Annotated in this window: 16 protein-coding genes; 4 read left to right on the forward strand and 12 right to left on the reverse strand. The window is 44.0% G+C overall.

The window, feature by feature from the left end:
* Positions 1–54 precede the first annotated feature (54 nt).
* On the reverse strand, positions 55–1,071 hold the full coding sequence (gene galE, locus M9194_RS08245; protein WP_250612155.1) for a UDP-glucose 4-epimerase GalE: 1,017 nt from the start codon (positions 1,069–1,071) through the stop codon (positions 55–57).
* 326 nt (positions 1,072–1,397) lie between these two features.
* On the opposite strand from galE, the gene M9194_RS08250 reads away from it, so the two are divergent.
* From M9194_RS08250 to M9194_RS08260, 3 genes are read left to right on the forward strand one after another with little or no spacing between them, the layout of a single operon-like run.
* Positions 1,398–2,867, forward strand: coding sequence for a pilus assembly protein TadG-related protein (locus M9194_RS08250; RefSeq protein WP_250612156.1), 1,470 nt, complete (start codon positions 1,398–1,400; stop codon positions 2,865–2,867).
* Positions 2,868–2,869: 2 nt separating this feature from the next.
* The gene (locus M9194_RS08255; protein WP_250612157.1) at positions 2,870–3,328 is read left to right on the forward strand and encodes a TadE/TadG family type IV pilus assembly protein; all 459 of its coding nucleotides are present in this window, start codon (positions 2,870–2,872) and stop codon (positions 3,326–3,328) included.
* Position 3,329: 1 nt separating this feature from the next.
* Positions 3,330–3,764, forward strand: a complete 435-nt coding sequence (locus tag M9194_RS08260) for a TadE/TadG family type IV pilus assembly protein (protein WP_250612158.1) — start codon at positions 3,330–3,332, stop codon at positions 3,762–3,764.
* Here the strand turns inward: M9194_RS08260 and M9194_RS08265 are convergent.
* Both M9194_RS08265 and M9194_RS08270 read right to left on the reverse strand, forming a co-directional pair.
* On the reverse strand, positions 3,751–4,386 hold the full coding sequence (locus M9194_RS08265) for a type II secretion system protein (RefSeq protein ID WP_250612159.1): 636 nt from the start codon (positions 4,384–4,386) through the stop codon (positions 3,751–3,753). The two genes, M9194_RS08260 and M9194_RS08265, sit on opposite strands and share 14 nt — an antisense overlap.
* Positions 4,387–4,477: 91 nt before the next feature.
* Positions 4,478–5,404, reverse strand: coding sequence for a LysR family transcriptional regulator (locus M9194_RS08270; RefSeq protein WP_250612160.1), 927 nt, complete (start codon positions 5,402–5,404; stop codon positions 4,478–4,480).
* Between the two features lie 103 nt (positions 5,405–5,507).
* On the opposite strand from M9194_RS08270, the gene chrA reads away from it, so the two are divergent.
* Positions 5,508–6,656 carry a chromate efflux transporter gene (gene chrA / locus M9194_RS08275; protein ID WP_250612161.1) on the forward strand — a complete coding sequence of 383 codons (1,149 nt, stop codon included), beginning with the start codon at positions 5,508–5,510 and terminating at the stop codon, positions 6,654–6,656.
* 69 nt (positions 6,657–6,725) lie between these two features.
* Here the strand turns inward: chrA and M9194_RS08280 are convergent, their stop codons facing one another.
* The 9 genes from M9194_RS08280 to M9194_RS08320 are packed head-to-tail and all read right to left on the reverse strand — an operon-like array spanning position 6,726 to position 16,355.
* Positions 6,726–7,754, reverse strand: a complete 1,029-nt coding sequence (locus tag M9194_RS08280) for a tetratricopeptide repeat protein (RefSeq protein WP_250612162.1) — start codon at positions 7,752–7,754, stop codon at positions 6,726–6,728.
* A gap of 9 nt (positions 7,755–7,763) precedes the next feature.
* Entirely contained in the window at positions 7,764–8,708 is a 945-nt protein-coding gene (locus tag M9194_RS08285; protein ID WP_250612163.1) for a type II secretion system F family protein, read from the reverse strand.
* 1 nt (position 8,709) lies between these two features.
* The gene (locus M9194_RS08290) at positions 8,710–9,678 is read right to left on the reverse strand and encodes a type II secretion system F family protein (RefSeq protein WP_250612164.1); all 969 of its coding nucleotides are present in this window, start codon (positions 9,676–9,678) and stop codon (positions 8,710–8,712) included.
* Positions 9,679–9,689: 11 nt separating this feature from the next.
* Positions 9,690–11,192, reverse strand: a complete 1,503-nt coding sequence (locus tag M9194_RS08295; RefSeq protein WP_250612165.1) for a TadA family conjugal transfer-associated ATPase — start codon at positions 11,190–11,192, stop codon at positions 9,690–9,692.
* Positions 11,193–11,208: 16 nt separating this feature from the next.
* On the reverse strand, positions 11,209–12,432 hold the full coding sequence (locus M9194_RS08300; protein ID WP_250612166.1) for a CpaE/TadZ family protein: 1,224 nt from the start codon (positions 12,430–12,432) through the stop codon (positions 11,209–11,211).
* A 50-nt stretch (positions 12,433–12,482) separates the two neighbouring features.
* Positions 12,483–12,743 (reverse strand): hypothetical protein, encoded by a 261-nt coding sequence (locus M9194_RS08305; RefSeq protein ID WP_250612167.1) that lies wholly within the window; start codon positions 12,741–12,743, stop codon positions 12,483–12,485.
* 11 nt (positions 12,744–12,754) lie between these two features.
* Positions 12,755–14,242 (reverse strand): type II and III secretion system protein family protein, encoded by a 1,488-nt coding sequence (locus M9194_RS08310; RefSeq protein WP_250612168.1) that lies wholly within the window; start codon positions 14,240–14,242, stop codon positions 12,755–12,757.
* A gap of 8 nt (positions 14,243–14,250) precedes the next feature.
* Positions 14,251–14,997 (reverse strand): Flp pilus assembly protein CpaB, encoded by a 747-nt coding sequence (gene cpaB, locus M9194_RS08315; protein ID WP_250612169.1) that lies wholly within the window; start codon positions 14,995–14,997, stop codon positions 14,251–14,253.
* A complete protein-coding gene (locus M9194_RS08320) occupies positions 14,994–16,355 on the reverse strand; it encodes an ATP-binding protein (RefSeq protein WP_250612170.1) in 1,362 nt (453 codons plus the stop codon). The genes cpaB and M9194_RS08320 overlap by 4 nt, the downstream gene beginning before the upstream one ends.
* Positions 16,356–16,361 lie beyond the last annotated feature (6 nt).

The raw sequence follows: 16,361 nt of genomic DNA on the forward strand, positions 1-16,361 counted from the left end.
AGACAATCTTTACCCCAACAGCAGAACACGCTATTCATTAGGGAAAACTAAAGGTTATTTGTGGTATCCATTTGGGTTTTTCGATTGCCAACTCCAGGCATCTTTCGTCATATCTACCAGTGTTCGAATAGCTTTCCAGCCTAATTCCTTTTCTGCTTTTTCAGAGCTCGACCAACATTCTGCGATATCGCCAGGGCGGCGAGCGCAAATCTGATATTTCAGCTCATGACCACAGGCTTGACTGAATGCTTGGATCATTTCTAGCACGCTTGAGCCTTTGCCTGTACCAAGGTTAAAAATATGCAGCCCTTGCTTTTCACCCACGGAGTTTAACGCTGCGATATGACCATCGGCGAGGTCTAGTACATGGATATAATCACGAACGCCTGTGCCATCAGGGGTTGGGTAATCATCACCAAACACCGATACATGCTCGCGGCGACCAACCGCGACTTGGGCCACATAAGGCATGAGATTATTCGGTATTCCTTGTGGATCTTCGCCCATCAATCCAGAAGGGTGAGCGCCAACGGGGTTAAAATAGCGGAGTAAAGTAATGCTCCAATCACTTTCCGCTTGATAAAAGTCAGACAAGCATTGTTCAACCATGTATTTACTACGACCATAAGGGTTGGTGGTGGCACCTGTAGGAGAAGATTCAGTAATCGGCACAATTTCAGGATCGCCATAAACGGTAGCGGAAGAGCTAAAGACAATACTTTTTACCCCCGCCTTTTTCATTGAGCGAGCCAAAACCAAAGTGCCATTCACATTGTTGTCGTAATACTCTAGTGGTTTAGAAACAGACTCGCCCACCGCTTTTAATCCAGCAAAGTGGATCACAGATTGAATCTTGTGCTCGGCAAAAATTGCATCAAGTAAGCTCTCATCACGCACATCGCCTTGATAAAACGTTGGCATTTTGCCTGTTAACGTTTCGATACGATTGAGCACTTCTTGATTGGAATTACATAAGTTGTCGACAATGATTGGCTCAATACCCGCATCAATCATTTGCACACAAGTATGGCTGCCGATGTATCCTGTACCGCCCGTTACTAGCACTTTCACAAGTTCACTCCCACTTTCTACATATTGTTGCGTTCAATATGGTCATATTGCTGCTTAGAGCGAATTCTAACAACTACGTTAGCCATCTCGCTGTGATCAGGATCACATCAATGTAAACGTTTTCACTAACAGCTATATATGATGTGAAACAACTATATTCTATGTTTAGAAAGCTTAAGTGTCACATGATCGAGTCTTTTTTATCTCAACGTACCAAAAATTGTAAACGATTACATCAAAGATGAACCATCAAAGTTAGGTTAAATTTTGCACTCTTGACTATAATTATTGGAATATATGTCACGTTTATTATGGACTGTCACTACATGGCTGTAGGAAAAGGGAGAACTAAGTCCAGAGGCTTAGTCACCGTCATGACTACGATGGCGATGTTACTGTTGGTCGCCATGGCTGGTATGGCGCTAGATACCGGAAACACGCTTGCAAGATATAGAGATGCACAAACGGCAGCCGATGCTGCTGCACTTGCCGGAGCGTATGAACTTTTCTATGGCAATACTGGCAGTATAAACAGTTCCGCGACCACTGCAGCATCCACTAATGGATATGTCGATGGCGTCGATGGTGTGAGCATTACCATTAATTCTCCGCCTACATCTGGTATCTACAATGGTGACGCGTCCTCTGTAGAAGTGATTATTGATCACCAAATGCCGACTTCTTTTCTTTCTACCATTGGCTTTACCAATCTTGATTATCAAGTACGTGCTGTCGCCAATGGCAATGTCGGCAGCTCTCGCAATTGTGTCTATGTGCTAGGTAGTTCTGGAGAGAATTCACTTCAGGTAGCCAGTAGCTCTTCCTTAGACACCAATTGTGGTATTTACGTCAACTCAGACAATAGCGACAGCCTAGCGGTAGAAAGTGGATCCTGTTTATCCGGCACCTCCATTACAACCGTAGGTGGGCACACTGGCGCAGGCTCTGGCTCTTGCAGTGGAGGAAGCAATTTTGAATGCAGCGATGGAACGCTTGCCTGCCCTTACACTGGAGATGGCGCGAGTGCTGGAGAAGAGCCAATACCTGTACAAGACCCTCTATCAGGCCTTACTCCCCCTACCGTCACCTATACCGCTGCTAGCTGTCCGCCAGATGAGACTTGCGATGCTTCAGGTTGTAGCGGGAAAGAAAAAGACTCTGGTGGTCCCTATGAGCCATACACCGTAGACACTTCTGGAAGTGAAACACTGAATCCGGGTACTTACTGTGGTGGTATTTTGGTGAAAAAAGGCAACGTCACACTCAACCCTGGCGTGTATATTCTGCGTGGCGGTGGACTACGAGTGGAAGGGGGAGATTCGAATGTGACTGGAGCTGATGTCTCGTTTTACAACACCTGTTTTTGGCAATGCGACGATAGTGACCCTGACCATGATCCTGAAAAAGGGCCGGAGTGGTATTGGACCATGGATATCAACTCTAGTGCCACTGTGAACCTGGCAGCACCTGCCTGTAACGGAGGGGCAAGCGGACAAGAGTGCGCCAATGACTTAGATGGTATTTTGTTTTTCTCTGATAGATTAGCTCCAGAAACCGATAACCCTGGAGATTATCCAACCAACCGCATTGACAGTAGTGTCGATGCAACATTAGAAGGCGCGATTTACGTTTGGAACCAACACCTAAAATTTCATAGTGGCTCAGGAGGTAGCACAAGCCAAACTATCCTGATCTCCAAATTTCTTGAAGTCACGAGTGGTTCGAATGTGTCGATAGATAACTTTACTGGAGCAGGACAAAGCTCACCGATTAAGCGAGTTACGTTAGTGGAATAGATATGCAAATAGGAAATCGATATTCAAAAGGCATTGCCGCGGTAGAAATGACATTGGTGTTACCAGTTCTGCTGTTCATCTTTATTGCAATTACCGATGCCGGAAGGATGATGTACGCTTCCATCACCAATTCGAGTGCAGCCAGAAACGCTGCAGGTTATGGGGCGCAAAGCTCGGCACATGCCGTTGACTCTAACGGTATTGAGACTATCGCACTGGGTGATGCAGTAAATCTGGAAATTGATGCGAATAACACCAGTCATGTCGATGTCACGTCTCGACGGTTCTGCCGTTGTCCCGGCTCTTCAACCGAGGTCAGTTGTACAGCCAATGCCTGCCCGACCACAACACAAATTTATGTTGAAGTCACGACCACCAGAGATTTTCGTACCATCATTGATTACCCTGGCATCCCAGATCAAGTCGCTCTGACGGATACTGCCGAAATGAGGGTGCAGTAGTATGAGGATTTTCAAGAAACAAGGGCAACGAGGCACTTCTATTGTGGAGTTTACCGTTGTATTGGGTGTATTGCTTGTCTTGTTACTTGGCGCCATTGAAGGCGGTAGAGCCATTTATACTTTCAACATTGTCGCTCACGCGGCTAAACAAGGCGTACGCTTTATCGCCGTACGGGGTGCCGATGCGGCCCAAGATGCTCGCCGAACCGATGCACCAGCCACAACGGCTGATGTAGTTACCTTTGTCCGAGGCCAAGCCCCGAGCCTAGCGGGAGCAACCGTGAATGTCACCTGGCCACTAGATGGCGATGGCAATATAGACCAAAGTGCAGGACGGCTTGTTCAAGTTGACGTATCAACTAACTTCACGGGTAGTACCGCACTCATTCCTAACATCAACATTAGCAGCACAGCTAGCGGTGTTATCTATTACTAGTGCGTATTGGCCTTAGGCCAATACGACGGATACACGCTAAGCCCAATAGCGCAATTAGACCGAATAATCCCAAGCTACCGCCGCCTCCACCGCCACCGCCAGTATTCGGGTTGGTGTCAGTGTAATTCACATCTCCAGTATTTAAATTGTAAACGAAGCCACGATAATCGCTGTCGTTGGGCAAATATTGATAACTACAAAAATTGGCACTTTGAGACGCATTGTAAAAACCGCTGGCTAACCAATTTTCAGAGCCTGTTGACGTGGCGATAGTTTCTTCGGTCTTTAACACCTGATTCCATAGCTCTAAGCAGTCGTTATCTGAGGGCGCACTCGATGGAGCCCCTGCTGGGCCTGGCCATTCAGAGCTATTAATTGAAATAGTTTGGCCTTGAACTTGGACCGTACTGCCTTGCCCTCCTTCGACATGCCAAGCGGACTTGATAAGATCAATAGAGCTTTTGAAGTTTCGCGCAACTTTCTGCACCGTGCTGGTTTTAGCCTCACTACTCACACTAAACATTTTAGGCGCAGCAACGACTGATAACACACCAATGAGTACAACACCCACAGTTAATTCAATTAAGGTGAACCCTTTAGACTTAGCTTTATTCCATTTCATGCATATTAACCACTTACCACACGCACTTCGACCAGCATGGCAGTACAAAAAATGAACGTCAACCTATCGCGTTATATATACGCTGAGAATATTACCTAGCACTCACTATCGATTTTACTGATGCTGTGACATTTTCTCTTAACCAACGGTTTTTATCGTCGTGATGACGTGATTTGCTATACACCAACTCGATGTTGAACGCATCAACTTCAATTGGAGGCACTGAAATAGCCAAGCCAGATGTCTCTGAAGATAACTGAGCAAATTTCTCTGGCACAATACAGATAAGCTTTCTACCACGAACTAACTGCCTTATGGTCAAAAAGTTTCTGGACGCCACCGCGACTCTTCTGCTCATTGATTGTGCTTTAAGGCTGTTATCAACTTTCGTCGATAACACATTGTTTGGACTAACTAGCGCATGCTCTACACGAGAGAACTCTTGCAACGTCATTGGCCGACTAAAGGTTAACATTTCAGGATCATACAAACACAAATGCTCTTCTCGATAAAGGTGCTCAGAAAGGCATTTGCTATCTAGATTTGGAATACTGCCAATCACGACATCAAGCTGCTCAGAGTCTAAGGTTGCAGAATAGTTTGCTTTATCTACATGGATAAAATGCACTTGTGCATGAGGCGAGATCGCTCTCAACTGATCATAGATCTTTGTAGCAAACAGTTGTTCTGCGTAATCGGTGAGACCGATTTTCCACACTCCATCGTACTCTTCTGCTTTAAATGGTTTTTCTGCCAATACGTGCTGCTTTACCATGGTTAGAATTTGCTCTATCCGCGGAAATACCTCATGCGCTCTTGGTGTGGGTTGCATTTGATTTCCGACCCTTTGGAACAAAGGATCGTTCAACGTAGCTCGCAAACGTTGTAGCGAGTGGCTCATTGCCGACTGACTGACATGACACAGCTTCGCCGCCTCACTCACACTATGTGTTTGATATAAAGACTGAAATGCTACCAGTAAATTTAAATCTACGCTTTTCCAGTTGAACGTATCCATAGGCATCCCATTTGGTTCATAATTGATATGATAATTATCAATTTGAATAATAATAGTGCATTTCTTACCCTAACCTCAATTAGACCTTGAAGAGAACAAAGGAATGCTATCCATATTTAAAATCTTTCTGGGCTTAGGTTGCGTAAGCTTTGGTGGACCCGCCGCACATATTGGCTACTTTCGAACGGCATTTGTAAGCCGACTCAATTGGCTATCAGAAAAGGAATATGCTCAACTTGTCGCCTTGAGCCAATTTTTGCCAGGGCCAGCTTCTAGCCAAATTGGTTTTGCATTGGGCTACCGAAAAGGAGGGCTACCTGGCGCTATAGCGGCATTTTTGGGCTTTACCCTCCCATCTATCGCATTGATGTTATTGCTCGCCTTTGTCGCCCAGCAATTGACAAACTCGTTGTACTTTCACAACGTCGTCCATGGGCTCAAACTTCTCGCTGTCGTTGTCGTGGCAGATGCCACATGGGGAATGTTTAGCAAGTTTTGCACTTCAAAGCTCACCTCATTGCTGTGCTTTGCTACCGCCAGTGCGTTACTGATTTCCCCATCCGTTCACACACAGATTTATGTTCTCGTCGCAGCGGCATTCATTGGAGGGATCTGGCTAAAAGAAGAGTCAGTTTTACTCAATACCACCAAGGTAAAAGGATCTTCCATTTTTCCTTTGCTACTATTTTGCTTGTTATTGCTAGGTTTACCATTAATTCCAATGGGAGCATATACAGCAATATTTAATGATTTTTTTCAAGCGGGTAGTTTAGTCTTTGGCGGAGGGCATGTTGCCTTACCACTGTTGCAGAATATCGTTGGTGAGCAATTATCGCAAAACAGCTTTCTAACAGGTTATGCCGCAGCGCAAGCGGTACCCGGGCCTATGTTTACTTTTGCCACGTATCTAGGCTATGAATTATTGCCAAGTTCACCGATTTTGGGGGCATTACTGGCCACCATCGCCATATTTCTACCAGGTTTCTTGCTAATACTTGCCGCACTTCCACATTGGCAACAACTTTCCCACAATGCAAAACTTGTAGGTATCATCAATGGTGTGAACGCAGCAGTAGTCGGTCTACTACTTTCGGCTTTGTATACACCAATCTCAACCAGCGCCATACATCATATTACAGACGTAGTCTTTCTTTTTATTCTGTTTTTCTTGTTTAAATCGATGAAACTGCCAATAGGGTGGCTAGTCAGCCTAGTTATTGTTAGTAGCATTGTTTTAACTCTCATGTCGTAGAGCATATTGACCCAAAAAGAAAAGGAGAACGTCATGTTCTCCTTTAGTGTACTATGGATTGAAATAGTCCTAATTTGCCTTCTTCTTACTATTCGCTTTGACCGTTTTCGCCCTAACTTCCGCTAACGCCCTTTCAAGATTTTCATTGGCCACTTTATAATAGCTTGGCTTCTTATCAATCGCTTGTTCTAAATAAGGGATGGCATCTTCAGGTTTGCCTTGCAAAATAAGGAAATAGCCTACGTTGTTCAATGCTTCCGCGGCATCCATCTGGCGCATAAACACATTGATGGCACGTTTTACTTCTCCTTTGGCTAAATAAATAAGCGCTAAATTATTTTGCGCCTTTTCGTTATCAGGATCTTTTTCCAATGCTGATACAACAAAGCGCTGCGCTTTAACATAATCTCCCGACATGTAATAGGAATAACCCACGTTGAGCAACGTTTTTACTGATTTCGGATTGATCTCCAGCGATTTAGTATAAAACTCTTGCGCTAATGGGTGATCACCTTTTAGATCGGTTAAGACACCAAGCCCCATATAAGCCAGAGCTGGAGAACGCTTATCGACTTTCAAAGCCGCCACATCTTTCACCGTCACAAGATCGCCCATTCTAAGCCTGTTAGAGCTCTTTAGGCGTTCTTGATCTGCATCTAACGCTCGGTAAAAATAGGTATAGCCTTGCTCAACATCCCCAGAGCGGCTATATAAAACGCCCAGTTGCTCTAATGCTGAGACGTTTTTGGGGTCATACTCCAGTGACATCAAATAAGCTTTTTCAGCGAGGGCCAAGTTACCTCGTCTTTGGTGTATACGTCCAATGTTGTACAAGGTTTTACCTTGATGAGCAGCTTGTGGGAAAGATAATGAACTGATGTATTCGTACAATGCGAGATCCATATTGCCATTAGATAAGGCTAAATCTCCTCGGCTTATGGCTTCTTGCTCGTTGAGCGCAGGTTCCTCAGTGGACAAGGTATCAATAGAACGTCCATCGTACAAAGAGTGATCAAATTTGGGCTCTTCTTTCTTACTCGCGCAAGACGCGAGCAAGAGGATTAATACCAACGAACCAAGTAGTTTGAGTCCTTTCATAATGTTCCCTTATTGACCTAGCGTTGATGTGATAGACAACATAGAAGGCCCAATTGCTACAATGAAAAAACAGGGCCAAATAAACAGCAACAACGGAAATATCATTTTTGTCGGGATTTTCGCAGCGATCTCCTCAACTTCTTGGTTTCGCTTATCTCGAAAATCTTCAGTGTATTCTCGAAGGGTTTGAGCAATGCTACCGCCCACTCTTGATGCATGCGCCAGCATATTCACCAACCCAGTAATTTCAGTTACCCCGGTACGCTTAACGAGTTCAGCAAACGCATCTTGCATCTCTACCCCGGCTTTAATTTTTACACATACGGTATCTAGCTCATCGGCAAAATCTGGATGAGAAATCACAAGCTCATCGGCGACTCGTCTTAGGGCAGCATTAAAACCTAAACCTGACTCTGTACATACCACAAGTAAATCAAGCGCATCGGGTATCCCGCCCTTAATCTTGGATTGACGCTGATTAACAAAACGATTCAAAACAAAGTTGGGTATAAACATCCCGATGGCAATACTGATCACCATAGCGAACAATAAGTTACTCATTTCAGGTTGAAAGAAGTACAGACCCGCGGCCACCATGGCCCCGATAATAAAAGAGCACAACTTAATAGCGTAGAAAATGGTTAATGCGTTCGCTTCATGAAAACCTGCATGCATGAGTTTATGTCGCGCTGTCTCTCGCTCTTTAATATTTCTTGGGGCAATAATTGGTGCAAGTGATTCTAGCGTATTGTCAATTTTATGAGCTTTAGACAATTTCATGCCACTGGCTTCACTTTTTATTTCTTCAAGCTTTTTCTGCGTGGCCGACTTCGCGCCTATAAATATAAATGACACAGCAACAAAAACTAATATTGTCGACACCAAGATAAGGATAAGAAAAATGAACTCCTCATCTATTTTTATTTCAGCGAGTGAGTATAGGATATCGTTCATATTACACCTGGAAGTTAATAATATTTCTTATCCACATGGAGCCAAAAAACAAGCTTACGACTCCCCCACTCACCAATGTCATTCCTCTTGGGTCATTATATAAAGGCTCAACATAACCAGGGTTAATGATCGACAACCCCAGAAATAAAATAAACGGCGATAAGACTAGTATCCACGCCGATAAGCGACTCTCTGCGGAAATCGTTTTTATCTTACGCGCTAACTTAAACCTTGCTCGAAGAACATGGGAAACTTTTTCTAAGTTCTCTGATAAATTGCCCCCGGTTTCTTTTTGCAACAACACTGCACTAGAGAAGGCCAACATTGCGACAGTTGGCGTTCGCTCAGCCATTTGCATAATGGCGAGACGCATGTCATAACCGTAATTGAGCAAGTTAAAGGTGTTTTTAAACTCGCTACCAATAGGTTCAGGCATTTCATTACCTACTTCATTAAACGCTTGAGTAATGGGTTGCCCGGCTTGAAGCATTCGCCTCATGATATCGAGAGCATCAGGCAGCTGCTCTTCAAAGGCAGCTAACCGATCAGAGATATTTTTCTGCAAAATGAAATGCATGATGATCCACGTACCAATAAATGCAGCTATACCCACAAACCAAGGCTGGCCAATGATGAGCACAAAGATACTCAGCCCAGATGCGATACAAAAAGTAACGGTAAGTGTTTGGGTCAACGTCCAGTCAAAACCGGATAATTCGATGGATTTTTTTAAATCAGAAAACAATTTAAACTCCACGAGTTTTCTATCTAGTGGAGTTAAGCTTTTTAAGTAATGTTCATGCAATAGTGAGCGACTTTCTTCATCCAAAGTGGATTGTGTCGCCTTTAAACGTTCGGATAGTTCTTTATGTTTTGCTTTGCTTCCTGCTGCAGGCAAAATCAATGCTTGGGATATGAATACCACGGCAAAAAATAACAAAACAAAAAATAGCGTTGCGTCATCTCCCATAACCCTATCTCCTATTGGTATGTCTCGTTAAATATTTCAAATGGCAAGTGATGGCCTTTTTTCGATAAACCATCATGACACTGTGGTATGACCCCTGTTGCCGTAAAATATCCAATAACGTTACCTTCTTCATCGACACCTTGACGCTTGAAGGTAAAGATCTCAGACATGGTAATGATTTCGCCTTCCATGCCGTTTATTTCAGATATACTGACCATGCGTCGGCGACCATCTTCTTGTCTTTCCATTTGCACCACTAAGTGAATGGCTGATGCTATTTGAGAGCGAAGGTTTTTGGTGGAAATATTCCACCCTGCCATTGAGAACATATTCTCCACCCGGCTAAGAGCATCACGTGGTGTATTGGCGTGAATCGTCGCTAATGAGCCATCATGGCCCGTATTCATCGCCGCGAGCATATCGACTGCTTCACTACCACGCACCTCACCAAGAACAATTCTGTCTGGCCTCATACGCAAGGAGTTTTTCACCAAGTCTCGCTGAGTGATCTCCCCCTTTCCTTCTAAGTTAGCGGGGCGTGTTTCTAAGCGGACTACGTGCGGCTGCTGCAATTGAAGCTCCGCGGAATCCTCTATCGTTATAATGCGATCATCACTGGGGATAAACCCTGAAAAAATGTTCAACGTGGTGGTTTTACCAGAGCCAGTACCTCCAGCTATTAATATGTTCAGCTCACCTTTTACGGCGGCTTCAACAAACTTGGCCATTTGCTCCGATAGAGAATTAAAGCCAAGTAGATTTTCCATATTGAGCTTTTCGACCGCAAACCGACGAATGGATACCGAGGCACCATCAAGTGCAAGTGGAGGAATAATGGCGTTCACACGTGAACCATCTGTAAGACGAGCATCAACCATTGGTGAAGCCTCATCGATACGCCGCCCAACTTGGCTGACAATGCGGTCAATAATGTTTCTTAAGTGGCGGTCGTCTAAAAAGGTATAGGGGGTTCGCTCGAGCTTTCCTCGCCTTTCAACAAAGATACTTTTCGGGCCATTGACCAATATATCCGACACTGTGGCATCATGAAGCAAGGGTTCTAAAGGCCCTAAGCCAAACACTTCATCTTCGATTTGACGTATAACACGCTTACGCCCTTCTGCGCTTAATGCCCGAGTTTGATCATCAGCCATCAACTGAACGATCGCTTCATGCAGATCTTTTTTCGCTTTATCTTTGTCTAGACTCGATAACAATCCCAAATCCAACGTTTCTAATAGGCGTTGGTGATAGTAATGCTTGGTCTCTAATTCTTGCTCAATTTGTTTTTTTGCTTCATCCACCGCTCGCTCACGCTCTTGTGCTTCGCGTTGCTTTCTTTCCGCTACGGTTTCCCCTTCACGGGCTTCGGGTGGAGTTTCTGCCTGTTTTAGTTGCAGATCTTCATCCAAGTTATGCTCGGTTTCGTTAATTTCAGTATGCCCGACTTCATGAGACGAAGAGGACGCCTGATCCTGAAAATCAGGATTTATATTCTTTCTTTTGAAAAACATGGATGCTCCCTACTAATTAGGAAAACAGACGACTGATGAAACCCTGTTTTTTATCTGATTCTTCCTGTGGTAAAAGTGTAGTAGTAAATTCTTTTACCGCCTTCGCTATCGCGCTTTTTTTCTTAGTTTCGACAAACGGTCTGCCTAAATTTGCACTTTCAAAAGCCACTTTAAAGTCATTGGGAATGACATGTACCTGAACACCAACTATCGTTCCTTCTATATCTTTAATTTTTATTGACTGACGCTTTTCATATCGATTAACCACAATCTCTAAGTTGTCTTTACCTATACCAAATTCCAACGCCAGCACTTTCGCGATACGTGTAGAATTTCTAATCGCGACTAAATTTTGCTGGGTGATGAGAAACACTTTTTGTGCTGGGTTAATGATGGGAGAGAACAATCGGTCAACCCCACGAGACATGTCGACAATAATGTAGTCGTAAACTTCTCTAAGCACGGGTAATAACTTACTAATATGATGCGCTTTTTCGTAATTTTCTTGGCTATTTTCATGCTGAAAGCCAAGAATGTGGAGCCCAGAGGAATGCTTGGTCACAATCGCGCCAAGTGAGACTTCATCCATGTCAGAGGCATTAGCAATGGCATCCGTTAAGGTATATTTTGAAGCCAGATTAAGGTAATCATCGATAACACCAAACTGTAGATCTAAATCCAGTAATAGTACTTTTTCTGGCATAACTTTCGACAAAGACAAAGCAGTGTTCATTGCAATAGTCGATGCGCCAGCCCCGCCTTTTGAATTGACGAAGACATATAACTCGCCTAGATCTCGACTCGCTACCTTATCTTCTGCAACACTTTTTAACATTGGAATCAAATCACTGAAACCAATCTGATCCGAGACAAAATCAGCCGCGCCAATTCTCAAGGCAATTTTTAGCGCCCCGTTATCGCTTTCATTACCAAACACGATCAAGGAAGCTTCATGGCCTTCGTTGATGGGTCCTTCATACTGTTGAAGCTCAACGATTTTTTGCGCCCAATTGGGGCCTGTCTCGACAAAGATAAGATCGGGAGGATTAAACTGAGATAAATTAGAAACAACGAGACTGTGCAGAGATATAGTTTCAAACGTGATGCTTTCACAATTCGACAGCTCATTCGATATATGAGTACGAAATTGATCGCTAGAATAGAATACCCATATACTCAAATTGGTTTTCAATCTGAGTGTATTTTCTTCATTTCTTGAAAGTTTCACAGCCTCTCCCATGGCCAATCTCCTAACTGCTTATCCATGCATCCTTCCCCATTACTCCTTGTCTACTCAGAGACTCCCTCAACTACACGACTTTCTGTTCCCTGCAACGATACTTCTTCAATTCTAGTGTATATTTGGTACACATTCTCATGTCTTTCACCGTGACCTTCAGGAATATAGCCAAGGTTTTCTTGAGCCGCTTCCGGATTATAAGTTTGCGCTTGAGCCAAGTTGGCTACCGTACTACCTAAAGGTGCAGGGTTAGACGAGCAACCGATTAAAAAAAAGCTTGAGAATACAACCATTAATAATATTCTGATCATATTTACTATCCTTATAGGCTATGGCCAAATGTACCCTCGGTCCCACCGTCTGGGTATTCAATAAACTCAACCACTGAAGAGTCTTCCAATCCGTGAATTTTTTGCGAGTTCTCTGCAATATATGGACTGATGCCCAACATGTAGAATTGCATATCCGTAGGTTCGATAAATAAATCCGTCGGTAAAACAACCTTGTCTCTGTCGACGGTTTTCGCCAGTTTTGCCGTCACTAATATGACTAACTCTGTTTCACCTTTGATGTACTCTGAGCTATTGAAAAGCTGCCCCAGAATAGGCACTTCTCCGAGTCCCGGAATTTTCCTTGCCGCATCTTTTACACTCTCGTTTAACAATCCAGCGATACCGATGGTTTGTCCATCTGCCAGCTCAAGCGTTGACGAGGCGCTACGACGGGTTAATGGGTAAATGGTATAGTTTAAATCTGTGGTATAAGTGAGAGAGGTGGTGCTGGCAATCTCACTGACATCTACCGCCATTTCGAGATTGATGTTTTTATCACTCAATATGGTTGGAATAAAGGTAAGGCCCACCCCGTACTCTTTATACTCAATAGTAATACCATTTTCATCGGGTACTGGAATGGGGAATTCACCACCAGCGAGTAATTCCGCCTTAGTGCCACTCAACGCGGTTAAGTTTGGCTCTGCCAAAATTTTTGCTGAGCCATTTTCTTTGGCTATATCAATTGCGATAGACAGTTGATTTCTGCTATCAACAAAACCACCTAGAATTCCGTAATCTTTATCGCTAATGGCTGGTGCAGTGAACGATGGCGTGATCCCAGATATTGAAGAAACCGTAGACGTGATACCACCGCCAGCATGAGTACCATTGTTAAAGAAATTCAGATTCGCATCAAATTTTCTCAACAATGTTCGCTGAACTTCAGCTACCGTCACTTCTAGCATCACTTGCTGAGAGCCACCGATGGTCATCAAATTGATGATGCCGGACTTTTGTACATTCTCACTCAATGATTGCGTTGTTGCCCCTGCTGACGCTGCGCCGCCCACAGAGCTATCTTCAACAGACTCACCAGCAGCATAGGTTTCTGCAACACGTAAAGCCACGTTCATTACCGCTTTACTCGTTACCATACCACTGAGAATTAGACGGTTTTGCGAGCTATGCACCTCAATTTTTTCGTCAGGCAAAAATTCATACAGCTTAGCCTTTAGGCTGTTAAGGTCATGGGTCACTTCAATATCGATAGCCTCAATCAGCCGACCTCGATAATCCCAAGCCATTAAGTTGGTCGAACCTAATTTCTTGCCTATCAAAAATAACTCATTCGAGCGTAACATCACAAAGTCTAAAACTTCAGGATCACCCAATGAGACACGTTTTGCCTTCCCTGCTAAATTGACATGCGTAGATTTATGGTGGGGAACTTTAACGACTTTCCCTGTCTGTGTGGACGCCACTGCGTAAAAGCTACTCGTCAATAAGAGGCAAATGAAGATAGTTAATTGTTTCATCTTGCACCTCAGTTCTTCACTCGTATATTGGAAGCCTTCGTCCCTTTAATGACCGTCACACTAGGAGCCACATATCTTTTCCTTGGTACTTCGTCAGGTTCATGAGGATTTCTAAGAGCCAATTGAATTTCGCCTTTGCTTTTCGCCGTTAGGAGCTTTTCTGCCTCCTTTGGTGACACTTCTAGGGTAACGGCTCGAACAATAATAGGTTTGTTTTCCTTCGTCTTAGCGGTTTGGTCAACAGCTAACACTTTGATATCTTTTAATACAGTGGATGTCGTCGCATAACGTTCGTTATATTTAATTGTACTGAGAATATCGACTTTATTGCCCGGTAATAGGAAACCAGCGACACCAATAACATCATTGACTCTAATGGTCACGGCTCGCTTATTTTCTTCAATTAACGAAGCTAATGTAGAGCCTTCCCCAGGCACAGTAACGCGCAAAGGGTGCAGGATCTCTCCACTGTAGATGACACTAGCCGCGACTTTTCCAACGGCTTCATCTGGAAGGCCAAACTGCTCTTCACTACGCCAATCTTTTTCTAAAAGTTTGGTGGTTAAGTGCTGCTCCTCAATAATCGTTCCTGCCGGAATTTCTTGAGCTGCAATTACGACTGGCTCCCTTTCAACCACTTCGACTTCTACTTGTGGTTGAACTTGCCTATCCATCCATTGTTTGGCAAAAAATACCGCTCCTAAACCAAATATAATGGACAGCAAGAATAGTAAAATGGCTTGATTTCTACTCATCTTGCTCCTCCTCCTTTTCCATCAGCGGTGAAGTAAACCTCCCAGGCTCGAGAGACAATCTCGGGGGTAATCGTTGGAGCAGTTTCTTCAAACGCAATAATATCCCGACTGATACCAATCATGTCCTTAGGTAGGCAGGGATAAAAACCAACACTGTGCTGACTATGTAAATTAAACAAAGTGTCAAAAACTGGCTCAGCAATGCTGAGCTGACGGCCACTGGCCACTTTTTCCCATAGGGCGCGATATTCATTTTCTTTTAATGGGTAAAACTGTATTTTGTATCCCAAGCGACGCAAAAAGGCGGGATCCGCGATAGACTCGGGGTCTAAGTTACTGGAAAATGCGAGAGTCAAAATAAACGGTATCGTCACTTGCTGACCATTAGGTAACGCGAGATGGTCAAAGAAATATTCCATCGGAACGATCCAACGGTTGAGCAAGGTATCGACCGGCATAGGCTGACGGCCCAAATCATCAATGATAAAGATGCCGTTATTGGCCATCATCTGCAGAGGTGCTATCCATACTCTATTATGCTCCGTATGATTCACCTCAAGCATATCCATCGTAAGCTCACCACCAACCTGAATACTCGGCCTTTCACACAATGCCCAGCGGCGGTCAAACTGCTCTTTAAATACAAAGCTGCTCTCATCTTCCGGACTATTTAAGCGCTTATGATGCTGAGGAGAAAATACCTTGATGATATTACCCGCAGCGTAGACAGCATATGGGATATAAACCGATGTATTTAAAGAGTTAAGAATTCGTGTGGCGACAAAGGTTTTACCTGTACCCGCATCTCCATATAAAAGTAACGCGCGACCTGAGTTGATCGCAGGTCCTATCACACCGATTAATCGCTCCGCGCCGTACACTTCTTGCAAGGCAAACGTCACATCATCTTTGGTCACCACTCGCGTTCTAACATCTTGAGCTTTGACCATGGTGTCATAGTCGGTGAGCGACACTGGAGCAGGCCCTAAGTATGCGTCTTTTGCAAACGCCATGTCCGCATCTTGCATGCCGGATTCTGACAAAGCATACCGAATACTTGCAGACCCTGAAGAAGAGCCTTGAGAAATGAACGAATCTGGTGCAGCTTGGAAGACCTCAACTTTTGATTTTTTACGTAAATCTCCCAGCATTTCCTCTATCAGGTGGCTATTGATGCCCATTGATTTCGTCAGTTGAAGGATGTCTGATTTGGGGTAGGCGGCAAGGTGTTTCAATAACAAGTTTTCTAACACAACTTTAGGCACACCTAAATCTGCAAAAGAAGTAGGTACTTTAGGTGCATCCGCTTGTGGTATTAACTCTTCTCTATGTAATCCGTCTTGATAGGCCGCTGTCATAGAGAC

It is taken from the genome of Vibrio sinus (assembly GCF_023634645.1).
In the GTDB taxonomy this organism is placed as follows: domain Bacteria; phylum Pseudomonadota; class Gammaproteobacteria; order Enterobacterales; family Vibrionaceae; genus Vibrio; species Vibrio sinus.